The 22,151-nt window shown below is 61.7% G+C and carries 14 protein-coding genes; 11 read left to right on the top strand and 3 right to left on the bottom strand.

Annotated features, from left to right (window positions below):
* Window positions 1-48: 48 nt before the first annotated feature.
* The gene (tetR, locus tag SB771_RS19270; RefSeq protein ID WP_175661471.1) at window positions 49-684 is read left to right on the top strand and encodes a tetracycline resistance transcriptional repressor TetR; all 636 of its coding nucleotides are present in this window, start codon (window positions 49-51) and stop codon (window positions 682-684) included.
* 18 nt (window positions 685-702) lie between these two features.
* On the opposite strand, the gene miaA is transcribed toward tetR, so the two are convergent.
* A complete protein-coding gene (gene miaA, locus SB771_RS19265; protein WP_175661470.1) occupies window positions 703-1,677 on the bottom strand; it encodes a tRNA (adenosine(37)-N6)-dimethylallyltransferase MiaA in 975 nt (324 codons plus the stop codon).
* Entirely contained in the window at window positions 1,674-3,659 is a 1,986-nt protein-coding gene (gene mutL, locus SB771_RS19260; RefSeq protein ID WP_175661469.1) for a DNA mismatch repair endonuclease MutL, read from the bottom strand. The genes miaA and mutL overlap by 4 nt, the downstream gene beginning before the upstream one ends.
* Before the next feature lie 173 nt (window positions 3,660-3,832).
* On the opposite strand from mutL, the gene SB771_RS19255 reads away from it, so the two are divergent.
* Window positions 3,833-4,516, top strand: coding sequence for a DedA family protein (locus SB771_RS19255; RefSeq protein WP_041491321.1), 684 nt, complete (start codon window positions 3,833-3,835; stop codon window positions 4,514-4,516).
* A gap of 78 nt (window positions 4,517-4,594) precedes the next feature.
* Here SB771_RS19255 and SB771_RS19250 read toward each other — a convergent pair whose 3' ends face one another.
* Window positions 4,595-5,407, bottom strand: a complete 813-nt coding sequence (locus SB771_RS19250; RefSeq protein WP_126227209.1) for a mechanosensitive ion channel family protein — start codon at window positions 5,405-5,407, stop codon at window positions 4,595-4,597.
* Between the two features lie 331 nt (window positions 5,408-5,738).
* Here SB771_RS19250 and SB771_RS19245 point away from each other — a divergent pair, with 331 nt between their 5' ends.
* The 9 genes from SB771_RS19245 to SB771_RS19205 all read left to right on the top strand — a co-directional run bounded on the left by SB771_RS19245 (window position 5,739) and on the right by SB771_RS19205 (window position 22,135).
* A complete protein-coding gene (locus SB771_RS19245; RefSeq protein ID WP_175661468.1) occupies window positions 5,739-6,542 on the top strand; it encodes an ABC transporter permease in 804 nt (267 codons plus the stop codon).
* Window positions 6,539-7,201: an ABC transporter ATP-binding protein gene (locus SB771_RS19240; RefSeq protein ID WP_006750676.1), complete on the top strand. Its 663-nt coding sequence runs from the start codon at window positions 6,539-6,541 to the stop codon at window positions 7,199-7,201. The genes SB771_RS19245 and SB771_RS19240 overlap by 4 nt, the downstream gene beginning before the upstream one ends.
* A 4-nt stretch (window positions 7,202-7,205) precedes the next feature.
* A complete protein-coding gene (locus SB771_RS19235) occupies window positions 7,206-8,300 on the top strand; it encodes a lipopolysaccharide biosynthesis protein (RefSeq protein WP_233465671.1) in 1,095 nt (364 codons plus the stop codon).
* Window positions 8,301-8,427: 127 nt separating this feature from the next.
* Entirely contained in the window at window positions 8,428-10,218 is a 1,791-nt protein-coding gene (locus SB771_RS19230) for a polysaccharide biosynthesis/export family protein (protein WP_175661467.1), read from the top strand.
* 134 nt (window positions 10,219-10,352) lie between these two features.
* Window positions 10,353-11,537 carry a non-hydrolyzing UDP-N-acetylglucosamine 2-epimerase gene (gene wecB, locus SB771_RS19225; protein WP_341770293.1) on the top strand — a complete coding sequence of 395 codons (1,185 nt, stop codon included), beginning with the start codon at window positions 10,353-10,355 and terminating at the stop codon, window positions 11,535-11,537.
* A gap of 45 nt (window positions 11,538-11,582) precedes the next feature.
* Window positions 11,583-12,896 (top strand): UDP-N-acetyl-D-mannosamine dehydrogenase, encoded by a 1,314-nt coding sequence (gene wecC / locus SB771_RS19220; protein ID WP_244096812.1) that lies wholly within the window; start codon window positions 11,583-11,585, stop codon window positions 12,894-12,896.
* A 71-nt stretch (window positions 12,897-12,967) separates the two neighbouring features.
* Complete coding sequence (locus SB771_RS19215; protein WP_175661464.1) at window positions 12,968-17,191, top strand: glycosyltransferase; 4,224 nt, start codon at window positions 12,968-12,970, stop codon at window positions 17,189-17,191.
* 132 nt (window positions 17,192-17,323) lie between these two features.
* Complete coding sequence (locus SB771_RS19210) at window positions 17,324-20,728, top strand: heparinase II/III family protein (protein ID WP_175661463.1); 3,405 nt, start codon at window positions 17,324-17,326, stop codon at window positions 20,726-20,728.
* A 3-nt stretch (window positions 20,729-20,731) separates the two neighbouring features.
* The gene (locus SB771_RS19205) at window positions 20,732-22,135 is read left to right on the top strand and encodes a hypothetical protein (RefSeq protein WP_175705055.1); all 1,404 of its coding nucleotides are present in this window, start codon (window positions 20,732-20,734) and stop codon (window positions 22,133-22,135) included.
* Window positions 22,136-22,151: the final 16 nt, after the last annotated feature.

Below are 22,151 nucleotides of genomic sequence, written 5' to 3'. Positions count from 1 at the left end.
CGATGATAGAGTGACGATTATTCCATAGTTTCCCTATCGGTGATAGAGATGAAGGACACGGGTGCGCGGCTCACGCGCGACACGGTGATGCGCGCGGCGCTCGATCTGCTGAACGAGGTCGGTATCGACGGGCTGTCGACGCGGCGGCTCGCGGAGCGGCTTGGCGTGCAGTCGCCGACGCTGTACTGGCACTTCCGCAACAAGGCCGAGCTGCTCGACGCGATGGCCGAGGCGATCATGCTCGAGCGCCACGGCGCGTCGCTGCCGCGGCCGGGCGACACATGGGATGCATGGCTTCTCGAGAATGCGCGCGGTTTCCGTCGCGCGCTGCTCGCCTATCGCGACGGCGCGCGCCTGCATGCCGGTACGCGGCCGCGCACACTGCATTTCGATTCGATCGAACGGAAGGTGGCGCTGCTGGCCGCGGCGGGCTTTGCGCCAGACGAAGCGGTCGACGTGATGTATGCGCTCGGCCGCTTCGTGGTCGGTTGGGTGCTGGAAGAGCAGGCGGAAGCAGAACGCGAAACCGACACGACGCTGCCTGACACGGCCGAGCATCCGCTCCTCGCGCAGGGCTGGACTGCGCTGCGCGAGCGTGGCGGCGACGAAGCGTTCGAGCGTGGCGTTGCGTTGATCGTCGATGGCGCGCGCGCGCGTCTGGCGGCGCGCCAGCGCGGCGGTTGACCCGCGCCCGCGCCGGGCTCAGGTCGGCAGGCGGTCGTCCAGCACGCGCTCGAGCGTGTCGAGCGCGTGCGCGGTCGCATCCGGCGCGACACAGTCGACGACGATCCGCTCGGGCATCGCACGCAGCCATGTGATCTGCCGTTTGCACAGCTGGCGCGTCGCGAAGATGCCCTTGTCGCGCATGGTCCGGTAGTCGGTGTCGCCGTCGAGGAATTCCCAGGCCTGCCGGTAGCCGACGCAGCGCATCGACGGCAGGCCGAGATGCAGATCCTCGCGGCGGCGCAGCCGTTCGACCTCGTCGATGAAGCCCGCGTCGAGCATCGCGTCGAAGCGTTGCGCGATGCGCGCGTGCAGCACCGCGCGGTCCGACGGCTCGAGCGCGACCGGCATGAAGCGGTACGCGGCGGCCTCGTCGTCCGCGCGCCGCGGCGCGGCGAGCAGCACCGACATCGGCTGCCCGCTCAGCAGGAACACTTCGAGCGCGCGCTGGATCCGCTGCGAATCGTTCGGCGCGAGCCGCGCGGCCGTCGCCGGGTCGACCTGCGCGAGCCGCGCATGCAGCGCGGGCCAGCCGTCGCGCGCGGCGTCGGCGTCGAGCTCGGCGCGCACGGCCGGATCGGCGGTCGGCAGGTCGTTGAGACCCTGCGTCAGCGCCTTGTAGTACAGCATCGTGCCGCCCGCGAGCAGCGGCGTGCGGCCGCGCGCGGCGATCTCGCCGATCAGGCGCAGCGCGTCCGCGCGGAATTCGGCCGCCGAATACGCATCGGCCGGGTCGATGATGTCGATCAGATGGTGCGGCACGCTCGCGCGTTCGTCGCGTGTCGGTTTCGCGGTGCCGATATCCATGTCGCGATAGACGAGCGCCGAATCGACGCTGACGATCTCGATCGGCCGGCGCGCGGCCAGCGCCAGCGCGGCGGCCGTCTTGCCCGACGCGGTGGGGCCGAGCAGGCAGGCGATCGTCGTCGGACGGGACTGCGATGAAGCGCTCATTGGCCGCGCATGAAGAGGCGGTCGAGATCGTTCAGCGTGAGCTGATACCAGGTCGGCCGGCCGTGATTGCACTGATCCGCGCGTTCGGTCGCTTCCATCTGGCGCAGCAGCGCGTTCATCTCGTCGAGCGTCAGGCGCCGGTTCGCGCGCACCGCGTGGTGGCAGGCGAGCGTGCCGAGCAATTCGTGCTGGCGCTCGGTGAGCACGCGCGAGCCGCCGAACGCGTGCAGGTCGGCGAGCACCGCGCGCGCGAGCGACTGCAGGTCAGCATCCTTCAGCAGCGCGGGCACCGCGCGGATCGCGAGCGTCGTCGGCGACAGCACCGCGAGGTCGAAGCCGAGCGATTCGAGCGTGTCGCGCTCTTCCTCGACCGTGCCGATCTCGACCGGCGTCGCCGTCATCGAAATCGGCAGCAGCAGCGACTGCACGGCGATCGTGCGGTCGGCGAGCGCGTTCTTGAACTGTTCGTACAGGATCCGCTCGTGCGCCGCATGCATGTCGACGATCACGAGGCCGTGCGCGTTCTGCGCGAGCACGTAGATGCCGTGGATCTGGCCGAGCGCGAAGCCGAGCGGCTGCTCGTCGTGCGCGGTGGCCGCGAGCGGCGACGCGACGAAGCCCGGCGGCGTGTTCGGCGCGCTCGCCGAACCGTGCGCGATGACGGTCGTGCCGTCCGGCGTGCCGGCGCCCGTGTCCTTGCGGCCGAACAGCGCGTCGTAGAGCGCGAGCGGCTGTGCGACCGGCAGCGTGCCCTGCGTCATGCGCGCCTGGCGCATCCACGTGTTGCCGGACGACGATGAGGATGACGACGGCGACGAGAAGCCGCTGCCGCCCGTGCCGGTGGCCGCGCTCAGGCCGAGCGGCGTATTCAGGAACGACGCGGGGCCGCCCGGCGCCGGCGACAGTTGCGCGGCGTGGCCGCCCGCGGTGGTTTCCGGCGACGCACCCGCATGGCGGGCGAGGGCGCGCTGGACCGAGTGGAAGACGTACTGGTGGATCGAGCGCGAATCGCGGAACCGCACTTCGATCTTCGACGGATGCACGTTCACGTCGACGGCTTCGGGCGGCAGGTCGAGGAACAGCACGTACGACGGGTAGCGGTCGCCGTGGAGGACGTCTTCATACGCCGCGCGCACCGCGTGCGTGAGCAACTTGTCGCGCACGAAGCGGCCGTTGACGAAGAAGTATTGCTGGTCGGCGCGGCCGCGGCTCGCGGTCGGCAGGCCCGCGCAGCCGTAGACGGCGAGCGGCCCGGCCTGCTCGTCGAGCGGCAGGTGCGCGGTAGCGAAGCCGTCGCCGAGGATCTTCGCGACGCGCTGCGCGGGTTCGGTCGCGTTCCAGTGCTCGACGGCCTTGCCGTTGTGCAGCACCGAGATCGCGACGTCCGGCCGCGCGAGCGCGGCGCGGCGGATCATTTCGAGGCAGTGGCCGAACTCGGTCTGCTCACTTTTCAGGAACTTGCGGCGCGCGGGCGTGTTGAAGTACAGCTCGCGCACCTCGATCGTCGTGCCGACCGCACCGGCGGCCGGCGACAGCGCGCCCGTGGTCGCGTCGATCTTCGTCGCATGGGCGACCTCCGCCGTGCGGCTCGTGATCGACATTTCGGCGACCGACGCGATCGACGCGAGCGCTTCGCCGCGAAAACCCAGCGTCGCGACCGCCTCGAGCTCCTCGAGCGAGCGGATCTTGCTGGTCGCGTGGCGCATCAGCGCGAGCGGCAGTTCGTCGGGCGGAATCCCGCAGCCGTCGTCAGTGATCGAGATGCGCTTGACGCCGCCTTCCTCGAGCACGATGCGCAGCGTCGTCGCGCCCGCGTCCATCGCGTTCTCGAGCAGCTCCTTGACGACCGACGCCGGGCGTTCGACGACCTCGCCAGCGGCGATCTGGCTGATCAGCTGGTCGGGCAGGGGCTGGATCGCGCGCAGTGGGCGCGAAGCAGGGGCGGGCGCGGCGCCCGCGGCCGTTTCGGTGATTTCGGACATGGCCGAATTATAGCGAGGCGGCGGATGCATGCCGGGGCCGCGGCCGGTTACGTTTTTTCACGGAGCCTTAAGGTAGTTTCGGTATGATGGCTCCGTTCCGCGCGCCGCCTTGTCTGGCGGGCGCTTCCGCTTTTTCCGGCCGCTACGGCCTTTTCGCCTTCGAGGAATCGCATTTGGATACGCTGCTTCATTTCGTCAACCTGGTCCTGCATATCGACGCGTTCCTCGGCGACTTCATCCGGCAGTACGGCGCATGGGTGTATCTGGTGTTGTTCCTGATCGTGTTCTGCGAGACGGGGCTCGTCGTGCTGCCGTTCCTGCCCGGCGATTCGCTGCTGTTCATCGGCGGTGCGTTCGGGGCGACGGGCGACATGAACGTCGTCGTGCTGATCGTGCTGCTGCTGGTCGCGGCGATTGCCGGCAATACCTTGAACTACGTGATCGGCCGCTGGGTCGGGCCGAAGGTGTTCAATACCCATATCCCGGTGCTCGAGCGCTTCCTCGACCGCGCGGCGCTGGAGAAGACCCACTCGTTCTACGACAAGCACGGCGGCAAGACGATCGTGCTCGCGCGCTTCATCCCGGTCGTGCGCACGTTCGCGCCGTTCGTCGCCGGGGCATCGTCGATGAGCTTCGCACGGTTCCAGCTGTTCAACGTGATCGGCGCGCTGGTCTGGGTGCTGCTGCTGGTGCTGCTCGGTTACTTCTTCGGCAATATCCCGTTCATCCGCCAGTATCTGAACGTGATCGTGCTGGTGGGGATCGGCGCGGCGATCGTGCCGATCGCGTTTGGCGCGCTGTGGAAGCTGGTGCGCGGGCGGCACTCGGGCGATGCGCGGAAGACGGGCGGGCGCTGAGCCGGCACGTTTCGCTTCGGCGCAGTAAAAAGCGTGGCGGTCGCCACGCTTTTTTTTCGTCCGTGCGGTTCGTGCGGTTCAGGTGGTGCGATGCGCGAGCGGCGTTTCGGGCGTCGGGTATTGCGCGTCGCGGAACGTCTCGAGGATCACGCGGTTGGTATCGCAGTACACCTGCCAGTAATTCTCCGGCTGCGTCGACGGGCGCACGAACAGCAGCGGGCCTTCCGGCGTGAACTGCAGCACGCCGACGTCCGGCGCCGGCACCTTCAGCACGTTCGGGATCACCTGGATCTGCGTCTTCAGGCGGTTGATCGCGTCGACGGCATCGACGCTGTTGGCGATCTTCGCGGTCAGGTCGACGCGGCGATGCGGCGTCGCGCTGTAGTTCGCGATGTTGTCCGAGAAGATCTTGTTGTTGCCGACGATCGTCACGATGTTGTCGGCGGTGATGATCGTCGTGCCGAACAGGCCGAGTTCCTTCACCGTGCCCGTGACCCCGCCCGCGCTGATCACGTCGCCGATCTTGAACGGACGCAGCACCTGCATGAACACGCCGGCGGCGAAGTGGGCGAGCAGGCCGCCCCAGGCGGTGCCGATCGCGAGGCCGAGGCCGGCGAGCAGTGCGGCGAACGACGTGGTCTGAACGCCGAAGATCTGCAGGATCGCGAGGATCAGCAGGATCGTCAGCAGCACGCCGACGACCGAGGTCAGGTAGTCGGTGAGCGTCGGATCGACCTTGCCGCTGCGGCGCACGACCTTGCCGAGCAGACGGGTGCCGAGGCGGATCGCCCAGCGGCCGATGAACCACAAGACGACTGCGGCGAGGAGGTTCAGGCCGAGGTCGAGGCCGCGGGTCATCAGGAATTGCTGGGCGGTTTCCAGGTTCGGCATGGGGGCTCCGGGGTGAGATGAATCTGGCGGTTTCAGCCTGTATCCGGTCTGATTATTACCGGATTTTACAACACGCTGCGACAATAACTCGCAGGTCTGCATTGCGCGACAAAGGGGCGGCATTTTTTACTGCGGCAAGCAGATGTGTTGCGCAAATCGAAAGCATGTGTAGAAGCGTTAACAACGTTTAAAGGTAAGGAAGTTTTCTCGCATGTAAGCTGGTACAATGCGGCGCCTCGGTAGTTTGAGGTGATTTAAAAAATTAGGAGCGTGGGGCAAAAGTTTCACCACGCACGGGGCGCAAACGATAAAAGTGGGACCGGGGTTGGGTATGGTAGAGCCGCCAGACGAGGAGTCCAGGCTGGGCGAAGAATTTGCTATTCAGCGAAGAGTCGTTTATGCATTGTTTTTGCGCGAACTGAAGACCCGGTTCGGCAAGCACAGGCTTGGATATCTGTGGGTATTTCTCGAGCCTGTCGTTCACATGCTCGTATTGTTCGCAATCCTGGGGCTGATTGCGAAACATACGATGCCCGGTATTTCGTTTCCTGTATTTCTCATCTGCGGTCTGGTACCGTACTTCATGTTCATCAACATCGCGCTGCGATCGTTGAACGCGCTGGAGGCAAACCTCGGACTGCTGAGCTATCGTCCGGTGCATCCGCTGGATACACTGATTGCACGTGCGGGTCTCGAATGTATTATCAGCGCGGTCGTCCTGGTTGTATTGCTGGTTATTCTCGGCCTCGGTGGGCAGCCGGTTCAATTGGGTGATATTCCGGAACTCGCCGGAATCTGGACGATACTCGTGCTTCTCGGGCTGGGTATCGGGATCATCTTCATGGTTATTGGCCATGAGTTCCCGATCAGCGAGAAGGTCATCCCGTTGTTCATGCGGCCCCTTTATTTCACCAGTGCGGTGATGTATCCGTTGACAACCATTCCGGCGGAATACCGCAGCTGGGTATTGTGGAATCCTCTCGTTCATATTCTCGAGTTATTGCGGCACACGATCGTGCCGGCATACGCGGCTGAAAACGTCGGTCTCGCATACCCCGCGTTTTGCGCGCTTGTCGTTCTGTTCGCCGGTATGGCCCTGTACAAGGCACGTGAACCCTCCCTGCTGAGATCATGATTCGACTCGAGAATCTCACGAAATCGTATAAGACGCCGTCGGGTCGGCATTACGTGTTCAAGGACGTCAATGTCGAAGTGCCATCGGGGAAAAGTATTGGTTTGATCGGGCGTAATGGCGCTGGCAAGAGCACGCTGCTCAGCATCATTGGCGGCATTGATCGGCCCGATCGCGGCCGGGTCGTGACGAACCGGCGCATTTCGTGGCCGGTTGGTCTCGCAAACGGATTCCAAAGCAGCATGACGGGGCGCGAGAACGTCAAATTCGTCGCACGCCTGTACGCGAGCAAGGGCGAACTGGCGGAGAAGGTGCGGTTCGTCGCGGATTTCTGTGAACTCGGCAAGTTTTTCGACATGCCGATCCGCAGCTACTCCACCGGCATGCGGGCGCGATTGGGGTTCGGGCTGTCGATGGCGTTCGACTTCGACTACTACGTGATTGACGAGGTGACGGCGGTCGGCGATGCCGTTTTTAGAAAAAAAAGCGAGGCGTTGATGATGGCCAGGCGCGCCGTCAGCCAGTTCATATTTGTGTCGCACGGCCTCGACGAGGTAAGTCGGGTTTGCGACGTCGGGTTGCTGATCGGCGACGGGAAAGTCACGTACTACCCCGACGTGAATGAGGCGATCGAAGTTTACAAGCAAGAGAACAATGTCTGATTGGTTGGGGAAGCTGCGCGGGCATCGGCTGCAGGTGTCGCTTGTCGCGGTACCGCTCGTTGTGTGCGGGTTGTATCTCGGGCTGGTTTCCCGGGATCGCTACGTCAGTGAATCGCAGGTGCTGGTCAAAGACTCCGGACGTTCCGTCGGCACGGGGCTGAATATTCAGGCGCTGCTTGGCGGCGGCGGCGATGCATCGGCGCGGGACGACGCAGTCGTGCTCAAGCAGTACATCGAATCGCCGGACATGCTGGCGAAAGTGGATGCGCGGCTGAAGCTCAAGGAGGCGTTCGGGCATGTCGGGCTCGACTGGTTCAACCGGCTTTCGCCGCACGCCACGCGAGAGGAAACGCTGAAGTACTACATGCGGCGTGTCAGCGTCGATGTAGACGACAAGACGGGGCTGTTGACGATTCGGACACAAGGTCTGTCGCCGGCCTTCGCGCAGACGTTCAATCGAACGTTGCTGAGCGAAAGCGAAACTTTCCTGAACGAGTTGTCGCATCGCATTTCGCGTAACGACATGCTGTTTGCGCGTGAGGAAATCGATCGGTCGTATGACGAAGTCAAGACGGCACGCGATGCGGTGATCGCGTTCGAAAACAAGACCGGCATGCTGGATCCGACGGCGAGCGCCGAGGCGGGCGGACGCATGGTGGTCGAAATGCAGTCGAAGCAGGCGGAGCTCGAAGCGGAATTGCGCAACCTGCAGACCTACATGAACGACGACGCGCCGCCGGTCGTGGCGAAGCGCAACGCGCTATCGGCGCTTGTCGCGCAGATTGCCGTCGAGCGAGCCAAGCTCAGTGCGCCCGGCGACGGCAAGATGAACCGTACGGCCGCGCAGTATGCGGAACTCAAGTCGCGCCTCCAGTTTGCGGCCGACCTGTACAAGGTATCGCTGTCGACATTCGAAAAAGCTCGGATCGAATCGGGGCACAAGGCAAAGAGCCTGTCCGTGATCGTGACGCCCAACCTGCCGGAAGAGGCCGAGTACCCGCGCAGGCTGCACATCATGATGTCCCTGGTTGTCGGATTGTTGTTGTTGTTCGGTGTCGTGAGGCTGGCACAAGCGATCATCGAAGATCACCGGACGTAACGGACACGACTGCCGCCGGGATGTCGTATCGGGGTGGCAGTTCGCACGAACTTGAATGGCCGGTACAGCGTCGTTGCCGTGACGGGGTGGCGAATGCAAGCAGGCATCGACGAATGCAAATATTGAGATGATCAATCTATCAACAGGCCGAAAGGCATTGATTGCCCTGATGCTGGGCGCCGCGAGCACGGCGGGGTGGGCCGGGCTCAGCGATACGCTGTTCGGGCTCTCGGGAACCGACAGCGATAGTGGTTCGACGTCGTCCAGGGCCGCGGCTGACGGCGGACAGCGCGGTGCTGCCTCGACGGGTTTCGGGTACAACCCGGACGACGTCGCGGCCGGGGCGATGATGCTTCAGGGCGGCAAGGTGTCGCGTCAGCAAGGTGGATCCGGCGGGATGGCTCCGAGTCCGGTCGACGTCAGTGTCGCTCCGCAGGCGCCGAACAGCATGTTCGGCTCGCAGTTGTTCGGCGGGACGTTCCACAACAGTCGGGGGACCGGATTCAATCCGGCTTATCAGGTTGGCATTGGCGACACCGTTACGCTGCGGATGTGGGGTGCTTTCGTATTCGACGGGCAGCTGACCGTCGATCCGCAGGGAAATATCTTCGTGCCGAATGTCGGGCCGGTTACGGTCGCCGGTGTTCGAAATGCCGACTTGAACGGGCGTGTGCTGAATGAAGTGCGCAAAGTCTACAAGGCAAACGTGAACGTTTATGCCAGCCTGGACGTCGCGCAGCCGGTAAAGGTTTTCGTCACCGGATATGTCAAGCAGCCGGGCATGTATGGCGGCATCGCGTCGGAAAGCATCCTGTCCTATCTCGACAAAGCCGGTGGTGTCGACGTCGACCGAGGCAGCTATGTCGACGTGATGGTGAAGCGCGGCGGAGCGGTGCGCAAGCGCTTCAACCTGTACGACTTCCTGTTGAACGGTGAGATCGATCAACTGCAGCTGGCCGATGGCGACGTGATCGTCGTTGGGCCGCGCGAACACGTCTTCTCGGTGCGCGGCGAGGTCTACAACGCATACGACTTCGAGTTCGCCACGCCGGTCATTACGCTTCAGCAGGCGCTTGCGGTTGCGCGACCGAAACCGGGTGCAACGCATGTCAGCATCGTGCGTCGCCAGGGCACCGAACGGACCACCGAGTATTACCCGATTTCGAATGCTTCGAACGTCAGGCTCAACGACGGCGATCAGCTCGCGGTCACGTCGGATCGCTACGCCGGCACGATTCAGGTTCGCGTCGAGGGCGCCCATTCGGGAGAGCATGCGTTGGTGCTCCCGTATGGCTCCACGATGGCGCAGGTGCTGAGCCAGGTTCGCAAAAATCCATTGTCACGCGTGGACGAGGCCCAGTTGTTCCGCAAGTCGGTGGCGGATCGGCAAAAGGAAATGCTCGGCGTCGAATTGCAGAAGCTTCAGGAGGCGGCGTTGTCCGCGCCGTCCGCGACGAGCGAAGAGGCCAATCTGCGCTCGAAGGAAGCCGAGAACATCACGAAGTTTGCTGCGCTCGCGAGCAAGACCGAGTTCAAGGGGCAGGTGGTGCTCAACGAGCAGACGATGGGCAACGTGATTCTGGAGGATGGCGACGTCATCAACATCCCCGAAAGAACCAGTGTCGTCATGGTGCATGGAGAGGTGCTCTTCCCGAACGCGGTCGAATGGCAATCGGGCATGACGACAAGCGACTATGTCGCGCATGTCGGCGGATACACGCAGAAGGCCGACAACAGCAAGATCATCGTGATTCATCAGAACGGCAAGGCCGAACTGGCCGACAGCGGTACGAAGGTCGAGGCCGGCGATGAGCTCATGGTGTTGCCGAAGGTGAGGTCGAAGAGTATCGAGATCACGCGCGGGATTACGCAAATCCTCTATCAGATGGCAGTGGCCGCGAAGCTGATCTTCTGGTGATGGTGGCAGCACGTCACATGACGCGTAGAGGGCGCGTCACGTGACACCGAGAGGGCCGCGGGCGGCTCGTTGGCACGAACGCACCGGCAGATTGCTCCTTCGGGGGCTCGTAAAAAATAATAGCAACGATAATTATCATGAAAATTCTGACCGTGTTTGGCACGCGGCCGGAGGCGATCAAGATGGCGCCGCTGGTACACGCGCTTAGGGGGAGGTCGGGTGTGGATTGCCGCGTATGCGTCACCGCACAACACCGGCAAATGCTGGACCAGGTACTCGACCTTTTCGAGATAAAGCCGGATTACGATCTGAATCTGATGAAGGCGGGGCAAACGCTCCAGTCGATCACGTGCGACATCGTGAACGAGATCACGCCGGTTCTCGCATCGTATCGCCCGGACTACATGTTGGTGCATGGCGATACGACGACCACCTTCGCGAGCGCGCTGGCGGCGTTCTACCTGAAGATCAAGGTGGGGCACGTCGAAGCGGGGCTGCGTAGCGGCGACATGCACTCGCCGTGGCCCGAAGAGGGCAATCGGAAGCTGACGGGCCAGCTCGCCGACATTCATTTCGCGCCGACCGAGGCGTCGCGCGAGAACCTCGTAGCCGAACGGGTTCGCGACGAGGACATCATCGTGACGGGCAATACCGTCATCGATGCGTTGCTCTCGGTTACGCGCAGGCTCGAACACGATGAGGCACTCCAGCGTCAAATGCGCGACACGTTTCCGGCGCTTGCAGGCGGGCGTCGCATGGTGCTCGTGACGGCTCATCGCAGGGAAAATTTCGGAGAAGGGATCCGGAATATCTGTCAGGCGATCCGCCAACTGGCGGCGCACTACACGGACGTCGATTTCGTGTACCCGGTTCACCCGAATCCGCAGGTCAAGCAGCCGGCGGAAGAGATTCTCTCCGGCATCTCGAACGTTCATCTGCTGGCGCCTCAGGACTATCTGCCGTTCGTCTATCTGATGTCGCGCGCCGCGCTGATCCTCACCGATTCGGGGGGAATTCAGGAAGAGGCCCCGTCGCTCGGCAAGCCGGTGCTCGTGATGCGCGATACGACGGAGCGACCTGAAGCGGTGGCGGCCGGAACGGTTCGTCTGGTTGGCTCGGACAGCAGCCGAATTGTCGAGGCCTGTCGCCAATTGCTCGACGATGCGGTGCGCTACGAGGAAATGGCGCGTGCGCACAATCCGTATGGAGATGGGCGTGCGTGCGAACGCATCGTGCATCACCTCGTCGGCGAAAGCGATCGCAACGAACCACTGGCGTTCTCTTCGATTCCAGGTCCGGTTCGCGCGTTCGCCGGGTAATGCCGCGCACGATAAGGGCGATCAGTCAGCCCTGATTCGCGCGGCATGTCAAAGCGTTGCCGCGCCTCCATACATCATCAAGGACGTTCCGTGAAAAATGCCATCCAATCCATATCCGTCATCGGACTCGGATATATCGGTCTTCCGACCGCGGCCGTGCTCGCATCGCGCAAGATCAAGGTCGTCGGTGTCGATATCGATCAGCATGCTGTCGATACGATCAATCGAGGCGAGATTCATATCGTCGAGCCGGAACTCGATATCGTCGTGCACGCGGCGGTGAAAGAGGGATGGCTTCGCGCGACAACCCGGCCTGAAGCCGCAGACGCTTTCATGATCGCGGTGCCGACACCGTTTCACGGTAACTACGAGCCGGATCTGTCATACGTCAAGGCTGCGTGCGAATCGATTGCCCCGGTTCTCAAGAAGGGCGACATCGTCATTCTCGAGTCGACCTCGCCGGTCGGTACGACCGAGCAGATGGTGGAATGGTTGGCGCGCGCTCGACCGGACCTCGTATTTCCGGAGAAGGACGCGGGCGACTGCGACGTCTACGTCGCCTATTGTCCCGAACGTGTCCTTCCCGGACAGGTGATTCGCGAATTGATCGAAAACGATCGCGTGATCGGTGGCGTCAATCCGCTTTCCGCAGTACGTGCGCAAGAGGTCTACCGTACGTTCGTCAGCGGTCAGTTGCTGGTCACGGACGCGCGTACGGCGGAGATGTCGAAGCTCACCGAGAACGCATTCCGCGACGTCAACATCGCGTTTGCCAATGAGCTTTCCCTCATTTGCGACAAGCTCGACATCAATGTGTGGGAATTGATCGATATCGCGAATCACCATCCGCGCGTCAATATCCTCCAGCCCGGGCCGGGCGTCGGTGGTCACTGCATCGCGGTCGACCCGTGGTTCATCGTCAACAAAACGCCGGGCCAGGCGAAGTTGATTCGACAGGCTCGGGAGGTGAATGATTCGAAGCCGCAATGGGTGATCGACAAGGTGCGCGCTGCGGTCGATTCGCTGTGCGAAGCCGGAAAACCCCGACGCGACATCCGAATTGCGTGTTTCGGTCTCGCGTTCAAGCCGAATATCGATGACTTGCGAGAAAGTCCGTCGCTTGATATCGCGCACAAGCTCACCGACGCGTATCCGGAGCAAGTCCTCGTTGTAGAGCCGCATATCGACGCGATTCCGGAGAAGCTCGAGCTTGGCGGCGCGCGATTGATGGATCTGGACGACGCACTGGCACGCGCGGACGTCCTTGTCATGCTGGTCGACCACGCGCAATTCAAGACGATGAAACCGACTCTGCGCGAAACACAGCGACTCGTCGATACAAAAGGCATCTGGGGCTGAGTTGCTCCCGTTCGCGCTTCGGGCATGGCGCGGAAAAGCAAAGACGAATTTCAAAAGGCAGGGAAGTCGGGATGAGCGTGAATGTCGATGTCGGTGCGGGTGATGGTCTGGACGAGGTTGCCGCTTTGCGACGGGAGCGCGACCGTTATGCGGCGCTATGCGCGGCATTGCGGGCCGAACGAGCCGCGCAGGACGAACTCGTGTCGCTGCTCGAGGAGGAAGCCGCGCGGTTGCGCGAGCCTCGGGAGGCCACGACCGGTATCGACGCCGGCCTGACATCGCTGTGCGTCGACGGCGCGGCGGATGTCACCGGGTACCAGCGGACGATCACCGATCTCACGAGCCGATTCAACGGACTGAAGGCAATACGGGAACGGGAAGAGGAGACTTTCCGGCAGTACCGCGCGGACACCGGTGTCACGATCGACGCGCTCGCGGACGAGCTTTCACGGCACGGCGAGACGATCGGCAGCCTGACCAGCGAGGTCGATGCGGCAAGGGCCGTTGCGCGCCAGCAGGAGCAATTGCGGGCGACCGGTGTAGCGGCGCTCGAAAAAAAGATTGCGGCTTTGGAAGCAGAGCGCAGTGCGCGCGCGATCGAGCGCCAGGAGCTGGGCTCGATGCTCTCGGTGCTGCGCTCGGAAGCGAAGTCATCGTCGACGACCCTCGAGAAAATCAAGCTGGACGCCGTCCGCAACAAGATGGCACTCACCGAAGCGAACGCGCAGATCGAACGTTTGCGCCAACAACTGATTGCCGCAAATCAGCAGATACTCCGGACGAAGAACACACTGTCGTTTCAGCTTGGGCACGCGCTGATATTCGGCACCAAGTCGTGGAGCGGGTTCTTCGCCCTGCCGGGCAAGCTGCTGGCGATTCATCGTTTGTCGAAGCAACGCCGTGACGACAACCAAGCCAAGGGACTGAAGCGTCCCAACGTTCGACCGATGCTGCAAGCGGCGCCGATTTCATCGCGCGCAGACGCCGTCGAGCCTGTGGCGGTCGCTGCGCGTGCGCGGCTGCAGGGTTTGCACGACGATGACGGGCAGCAGCTTGCCCATCGGATGAAGCAACTCAAGGTGGCGGCCATCATGGACGAGTTCACGTTCGGCTCGTACGATCCGGAGTGCAACCTTCTGCAACTGACGCCCGCTCACTGGCAAACCGAATTGAATGCGTTCAATCCGGACATGCTGTTCATTGAATCGGCGTGGCGCGGGAAGGATGATCTTTGGGGCAGCAAGGTCGGCCACCTCAGTCAGGAAGTCCTCGGTATCGTTCTATGGTGTCGGGATCACAAGATTCCGACGATCTTCTGGAACAAGGAGGATCCGGTCCATTTCGAGACGTTCCTGACGACCGCGAAGTTGTTCGATTTCGTTTTTACGACGGACATCGACTGCATCCATCGTTACAAGGCCGCACTCGGCCACGACCGGGTCTATCTGCTGCCGTTCGCCGCTCAACCGCTCGTCAACAATCCCGTCGAGAAGTACGAGCGGAAAAACGCGTTCTGCTTTGCCGGCGCCTATTACGTCCGATATCCGGAGCGCACGCGCGATCTGGGGAACTTCATTGTCAATTTGCCCGAGTTTCGACCACTGGAAATCTACGACAGAAACTACGGAAAAAGCGACGCGAACTACCAGTTTCCGGAGGAATACCAGCCGTTTGTCGTCGGCAATCTGCCGTACGCGGAGATCGACAAGGCATACAAGGGCTATCGATACGCGATCAACCTCAACTCGATCAAGCAGTCACAGTCGATGTTCGCGCGTCGCGTCTATGAACTGCTGGCGTCCAATACGATCACGATCAGCAACTTCTCGCGCGGCGTGCGCCTCATGTTCGGCGATCTGGTCGTGACGAGCGATAGCGGCGCCGAGATTCGGCGACGTCTGGAGGCATTCGGCAACGACGAAGCAGGCGCGCGCAAGTTCCGTCTTGCCGCGCTTCGCAAGGTGATGCTCGAGCATACGTATCAGGATCGACTGGCTTACGTTATTTCGAAGGTCAGCGAGGAGACCTTGCCGTCGCTGCTCCCGCAGATCATTGTGGTTGCGTACGCCAAGGATCAGGCACAAGCCGACGGCCTGCTGCGCGCGTTCGAGCGGCAGCAATATCGGGCCAAGACGCTGGTATTGGTCGTGCCGGAGCAGTTCGACCCGGCCGGAGTGCCGGACGGACGCGCTGTGCGCGTGTTGTCTGCGCTTGAATCGGATACGGTCATGTTGCAGGCGCTGGCATCGCCTGCCGCGTGGCTCTCCGTCATGGTCGCGGACGACTACTACGGTGCCCACTATCTGACGGATCTCGCGCTGGCGACGCGCTACGCGCAGGCGCCAGCGATCGGCAAGGTTGCCCAGTATGTTTGGTCGGGCAGCAAGGGCCTGTCGCTGCTTCGGGATGACGCAGCGTATACGTTCGTTACCGAGATCGCTGCACGATCGGGTATCGCGCGTTTCGATACGTTGCCCGCGGTGTCGTTGCGCGACTGGGTGAGGGAACTGTATACCGCGCAGTTCAACCACGCTTCGTGCTTCGCTGTCGACGAATTCAACTACTGCCGAAGCGGTGTCGCGCTGGATGAGGCGGGCCGCTCGACCGTTGACGATGTGCTCCTGTCCGATCACGGACTGACGCTCGACGAAATGCAGCGTAGAGCGGAGGCAGTCGCTGCGGAGCGACTCGACAGCAATGCGCTTCCGCAATTGCGCGGTAGCGATTTGGCATCGCTGTTGACGAAGGCGCCGGCGAACAGTCGTGTATCGATGGTCGAGCGCGGCGGCTGTCTGCAGGTCGATTCGGCGTTGCCTGATGGCTCACACGAATATTGGTACGCCGATCGCGATTTTTCGCCGTCCGATCTGTCGGTCGATAACGGGAAGCTGCAACTCCATCTTGAAGTTTCGCCGGGTCTGAACGTGCAGGTTGTCGTGTTGTTTCTCGATGGCGAAAAGGCGCGGATCGGCCATGTCGTGAAGGCTTCGAATCGCAATCACGATATCGAGGTGCCGGCGGGCACGGTGTACTTGCGGATCGGCTTGCGGGTCTACGCCAGCGGCTCCGCGCGCGTGCAATCGTTGCTGCTCGGTCACCGCTCGCTCCTGCCGGCGGATATGTTTTCTCAGGGCGAACATCTCATCCTGACAAACCACTACCCATCCTACGACGACCTGTATCGCAACGCGTTCGTGCACAGCCGGGTGCGCGCCTATCGCGCACATGGTGTGCGATGCGACGTGTTCCGCTTCCGTGACGAACAGACAGTGGAGTTTCAGGAGTTCGAGAACGTTGATGTGATGACAGGCGGCGCTGAGGTGCTGGACCGACTGCTCCAGACGGGGCGATATCGCTCGGTCCTGGTCCACTTCCTCGACGATGCGATGTGGCGCGCGCTGCAGCCTTACGCTGATCGACTGAAGATCGTCGTCTGGGTTCACGGCGCCGACATCCAGCGCTTCGAGCGTCGCGCATTCCTGTACGACGATGCCGAACAACGTTCCGCCGCTGCGCTGAAGAGCGAGCGCCGCGCGCAATTCTGGGGGACTCTGCTGACGGATCGTCCGCCCTCATTGCACTTCGTCTTCGTCTCGAAGTATCTCGCGACAACCGCGATGGAAGACCTCGAGTTGATCCTGCCTGACGATGCGTACAGCGTCATCCATAACCCGATCGATACCACGCGATTCGACTATGTCGAGAAGGATGCCGAACTGCGCTGGAAGGTGCTGTCGATTCGGCCGTATGCGTCCAAGGTCTATGCCAACGATCTGAGCGTCGGGGCGATTCTTGAGCTATCGGGCCAGCCGGATTTCGACCGGATGCAATTCCACCTGATCGGCGACGGCGCGCTCTTCGATGAGACGGTAGCGCCGCTTCGCGGATTCTCGAATGTTCGAATCGAGCGACGCTTCCTGACGCAACGTGAAATTGCGGATCTCCACAAGGAGTACGGCGTATTTTTGTGCCCGTCGAGAATGGATACGCAAGGCGTTTCGCGCGACGAAGCGATGGCGTCGGGCCTGGTCCCGGTGACCAATGCGGTTGCCGCCATTCCGGAATTCGTCGACGCAACGTGCGGTGTGCTCGCGCCGGCAGAGGACGCGCACGAACTTGCCGAAGGACTGCTGGCGATCATTCGGGACCCGCGACTGTTTGCAAACATGAGTGCCGCCGCGGCGCAGCGTGTGCGACGGCAGAGTGCCCACGATGCGGTGATTCAACGGGAAATGGCGTGCTTTGCGAGGCACCCCGAAGAGGCTGGGTCGCGAGAGCCCTCGGTCTCGCGATGATTCGCAATGCCGTGCAGGGAATCGTGCATGCGTGAAAGGGGCGGGCCTGAAAAGGATAACGGTGCGGGTCGTTGACGATCGGAACCGCACCGTCGACAAGAACTGCTGCGGGGAATGATGGCTGACCAATACATGGATCGCGTCGTGTTGAGCGAGCGGCATTCGATGATCTACTGCGCAGCGAGCGTCGCAGCGAGGACCTCGGTCGAACTCAATGCGACGATCGCGGGGGGATTGCCGGATGGCACGAATCTGATTCTCGTCATCAACGGTAATGCACTGACCGAGCAACACGCGACGGAAATCGGGTTCGTGCCGACGAAAGGCGGCTATTACCAGTACCTGAAGCCGTCGGTGAAGGGCGAACGACTGTGCCACGCATTCGTCGTCCTGCCGGAAGTCACGTCGATCAATATCCGATTGTGGGGCATTGGCGTGCCGCCCGTCGTGCTGGACGACGTTCGCGTGACGGGCGTCGAAGAAGGCATTCGATTCCTGGCCGCGCGTCCGCGTCGCATCATCAAGAAATGGGAGTCGCTTACTGCGCAAGGGCAGCGGCCCGTTGCGGCGAATTTGCTCCTCGCGAAGCATGCGTGCGCCCCGGCATGCGTCGTACATTGCAATAAATGGTTCGACTCGATGGATGGGTACGAGCAGCGGACAGGGCGCTCCGAGTTCGGACGCGACGACGTTTATGTCGAACGCGACACCGGGGAACTGATCCCGGCGAGCATGCAACGCGCGCGGCCTGCGATGCTCGGGATTCCGGATTCGATCGACGCGTATTGGTCGGACATCGGTGATAAATCGCGCAATATGGTGCGAAAGGCGCGGCGGCTCGGCTACCAATTCCGTGCAATCGATCCTGACGAATATGGGCAGGACATTTACGAGATTCGAACATCGGATCCGATGCGCCAAGGCCGTCCGATTCCCGACTACTACTACACGAATCCGCCCGAGCATGTATTGCAGCCGAGTTCAGTCGGTTGCCGGCTGCATACCGAACGCTTCTATGGTGTGTTCAAGGACGATCGCCTGGTGGCGTACGTCACGCTTTTTCTCTTCGGCGAACTTGCGCAGGTCAATCACCTGCTGTGTCATCGGGATCACGCGAGCAGCGGTGCGATGAATCTCAACGTGTTTCACGTTGTGGACGAACTCATCAGGCATCAGCCGGAGGTACGCGTCCTCAACTATCTGTACATCGGACAATCCCAGGGCGGGATCAACCTTTTCAAGGAAAGTGTCGGCTTCCGGGATGTCGCTTTCATGACGTACGACAGCGTGGTCGAGCTGTACGCGCGGCATACGGAGATTCGGTCGTCGATCGACAGCGTGACGGCGCCCTTGGCGCCATCCTTCAAGCCGAAGGTGAAAGGCGCCAACCGGGCGTTCATGCGCGAGCAGGTGAGCGGCGACGTCATGCAGGCGATCGAGAGCCGCATTGGCCGGCGCGTTGCACGTTTGCCGATGCCCATCTATCACGAGTTCGAGCGCTATCTGTCGCGCGGATTGAGCGAGACGGTGATCGACTGGATGGATGGAAGCTGCTTCGCGGTGCCGTTCCCGGACCGTATCCCGGATGCCGATGACCGTCTCTGCAATTACATGCGACGGCGTTTCAAGCAGAGCCCCATCTCGAACGACGATTTCGAAACCGCGTTCAAGGGCAGCGATTTCCGCGTTCTGGGGTATTTCCAGGTCAGCGACGACGATGCTCTGTTTTTCCGCGGGTTATTGGTGGTCGAGAAATTGACACCGGTGGGAAAGAGCAGGGTCCGTGGTCTGACCGAGGCATTCGAGAAGTTCGGAAAAGCTGGCTTGCGTCCGGATTCGATTGTGCGGAACAAGCCGCAGGGAACATTCTTGACGCGAGATCGTTTCATGGCGTCTGTTCCGACGGATGGGGCGTCGCTGGACCGAGTGTGCCTTGCCGACGAGTATCAGCCGTTGGCCGACGGGTGGCGGCACGGGAACGTCGTGAAGATGTCGTTTCCGTATTCGACGGCGACTGTCGATGTCGAACTGAACAAGAAGTTCGCGTGGAACTCGGAGCTACCGAACAACTCGGTACGCATGTGGTACTACTCGCTGATTTATATCGGACGATTGCTGGCGACGTACCATAAGTCCAACGATGCCGCGTCGCTGGATCTGGCGTTGTCGTTGACGTCCGACTATCTCGACTACGTAGCCGTTGCCGAGCATCGTGCCGGCGTCAACGGCATTGCGTCCGCCGATCATGCCACGGCTGAGCGATTGAAGGTAATGCTGACGCTGCATCAGATCGTCAGGGAATCGAAGGATGTCCGAGGCGTCGCTCTGTTGCCGCGATTGCTCGATGAGATGCATTACTGCGCCGAGTGGCTGACCGAGGAGGCCAATCTCGGTGTCGGCAATCATCAGCTGATGGGCTGCATGTCCCTCATGTTCACGTATTCGCTTCTGACGAACGAGGCCGGTGCGGTTTATCTCGACACGGCCCTGCGCCGCGTGCGCTCGCTGCTGGGCGAGTCCTTCGACAAGGACGGGCTGTGTAACGAGAACACGATCGGTTACCACAACTTCAACCTGTCGTTGTACACGAAGATTCATGACGCGCTCGGAAAACTGGGGATTGCGGCATCGATGCGCGCCGACATCGAACCCGTGCTCGACAACGCAATGCGCGCGCTGCGGCTCGCCATTTTTCCGAACGGCATGATCCCCCCCATCGGCGACTCGCCTCGCTATGACTCGCACGTCACCTCCGTCAACGAGTCGTTCTGCTTCTTCGAATCCGGGTTCGCGGTCGTCAAGCGCGACGACTTCTATCTGTCGTTGATCTGCGGCGGGCGGACGAACTGGCACAAGCACATGGACGACACGGCGATTTATCTGCAGTACAAGGGGGAAGACGTGTTTGTCGATGGCGGCAGCTACTCGTACGACCAGCGCAATCCGCATACACGTTGCATCACCTCGTCGGCGGGCCATAGCGGCGTGTTTCTGTCCCAGTTCGACGGCCTTCCGAGATACGAACTGATCGCGAAGTACGGGCCGGTGTCGGGCAGCATCAAACGGTTCGAGGAAAGCGACGACGGCGTGCGCATCGAATGCGCTTACTCCGTTCCCGGCTGCTGGACCAGCTTCCGGAGATTCGTGTTTGTCCACTGGCTGGGCGAGGTTGTCATTGTGGACATGGTCAAGTCGCCGGATCCCGCGGCGGCCGTGCAGCGCTTTCTTCTTGCGCCGGACGTTTCGGCGCACGCGGAGCAAGGGATCATCCGCCTGCAGGGCGAGACGTTTGAAGGGGCCATCATTCATTCGTCGCGGCATGCCGATTTCTATCGCGGTGAACAGGATGGAAAAGTGCGGGGCTGGAGTACGTACGATTTCGGTGAAATCTCGCCGACCACGGGTGTCGATCTGAGCGGAGGACCGATTGCCGGGGAATTCTCGTCGATCGTCGTGTTGAACGGCACGGATCCGCAAGGCGGTTCCGACCGGGCACGAGCGTTTGCGAACAAAACCGACCCGTTCTTCACGAATTGATCGGTGTTGTCACCGATCCCGGCGCTGCATTTCCCAGATTTACTGTCTCGGCTTATGAACGATACTTCAAACTGCTACCACTCGACCGATGGCATTCAGCTATCCGGCGCAGGCGTGCAGTTTTCGCTCGACATCACGGACGTGCAGCGATTCTCGGTCTGCATGGATCTGGTCTGCGGGCCACATATCGGGACCAATTGCGCGTTGGTTCAGGTCGAATTCAGCGAGCCGCCGAATCAGCTCGAGCGACTGGGACTGGTACATTCCCATCATGGTTGGTGGTATCGATACGTGCCGACGCGTGCGGGACGTGTGTCAGTCGATTGGGAATTTTCCCAGGCTACACCCTTTGCGGGTACCGTCCGCTTCAAGATCGTCACGTGGGGGGCGGACGACTTCGTACGTCTTCACTCCTTCGTCGCCGTCACGAGTCCTTCCGCCCAGCAATTGACGGCACGGTACGCAGCTGCGCGCGATGCCGCGCGATATCCACCGAAAGTGTGGGCCAGCATCAGCGAATTTCTGTCCGCGACGGTGCTGCCCAATTCGGCGCACATCATCCCGGTCAACGATCTGTTGATCGAGTTCCTGCTCGTCGACCGGCGCAGCCCGGCGCTATTTTGCTTCCTTCACGGCAATGCACCGCGATCGGATGTGTTCAAGCTGCCCGTGTTCAGTGGCGTATCGATGATGAGTGACGTGAACAGTTCCGTCCTCATCTTCTCCGATCCCGCGTTGCTGCTGGATCCCGATTTGACGCTTGCCTGGCACGTCGGCACGTCGACCACGCCGCTGCAGCACCTGTATGAATTGATCACGGAGAAGGTCCGGTCGGTTCTTGCTCCGGAGAGGCTGGTGTTCTGGGGCGGATCGGGGGGCGGCTTCGCAGCGCTGTATCTGTCGACGAAGTTTGCCGATTCAACCGCCTTCGTGTGGAATCCACAGACTTCCATCCTGGCGTTCGAGGAGACGGCCGTACGGAATTTCGGCCGCGTTTGCTTTGGCACGGAGGATCTCGCGACGCTTCGCGAAAGGCTCGAGAAAGTGGCCGTGGCCGATGTGTGGCGGGTCTATCCGAGCGACGGGAATCACGTGGTTTATTTGCAGAACTTTACCGACTGGCATACCGATTACCACCTGAAGCCGTTCCTGTCGAATTCGAGATTGCCTCACGTTCGTGGAACCGAATTCTGGGGATGGCTGGAAGATCGATTCTTCCTGCATCTCGGCAGTCTTGCGCAAGGACACGAACCGCCGCCGAAAGAGGCGATCAATGCGTTCCTGGTCAGGCTCGCGCAGTCAGGGCCGGACGCGATCGAATCAGTCAGCGTGGTGCCGGGCCGAAGGACGAATCATGTCGGCGTGTTGCACGACTCGCATGTCAATGAAGAGGGGCCACGGGCCTGAGAATAATGAGCAAGGT

The sequence above is a fragment of the Burkholderia sp. SIMBA_051 genome (assembly GCF_046534915.1).
GTDB lineage: Bacteria > Pseudomonadota > Gammaproteobacteria > Burkholderiales > Burkholderiaceae > Burkholderia > Burkholderia ambifaria.
The sequence above is the reverse complement of the archived record's forward strand: the minus strand, read 5'-3'. Positions and strand labels throughout refer to the sequence as shown.

Excerpts from the sequence above, each read along its gene's own strand:
- tetR (WP_175661471.1), top strand. The coding sequence starts at position 49 with ATGAAGGACACGGGTGCGCGGCTCACGCGCGACACGGTGATGCGCGCG.
- miaA (WP_175661470.1), bottom strand. The coding sequence starts at position 1,677 with ATGAGCGCTTCATCGCAGTCCCGTCCGACGACGATCGCCTGCCTGCTC.
- mutL (WP_175661469.1), bottom strand. The coding sequence starts at position 3,659 with ATGTCCGAAATCACCGAAACGGCCGCGGGCGCCGCGCCCGCCCCTGCT.
- SB771_RS19250 (WP_126227209.1), bottom strand. The coding sequence starts at position 5,407 with ATGCCGAACCTGGAAACCGCCCAGCAATTCCTGATGACCCGCGGCCTC.
- SB771_RS19245 (WP_175661468.1), top strand. The coding sequence starts at position 5,739 with ATGGTAGAGCCGCCAGACGAGGAGTCCAGGCTGGGCGAAGAATTTGCT.
- SB771_RS19240 (WP_006750676.1), top strand. The coding sequence starts at position 6,539 with ATGATTCGACTCGAGAATCTCACGAAATCGTATAAGACGCCGTCGGGT.
- SB771_RS19230 (WP_175661467.1), top strand. The coding sequence starts at position 8,428 with ATGATCAATCTATCAACAGGCCGAAAGGCATTGATTGCCCTGATGCTG.
- wecC (WP_244096812.1), top strand. The coding sequence starts at position 11,583 with ATGTCAAAGCGTTGCCGCGCCTCCATACATCATCAAGGACGTTCCGTG.
- SB771_RS19215 (WP_175661464.1), top strand. The coding sequence starts at position 12,968 with ATGAGCGTGAATGTCGATGTCGGTGCGGGTGATGGTCTGGACGAGGTT.
- SB771_RS19210 (WP_175661463.1), top strand. The coding sequence starts at position 17,324 with ATGGATCGCGTCGTGTTGAGCGAGCGGCATTCGATGATCTACTGCGCA.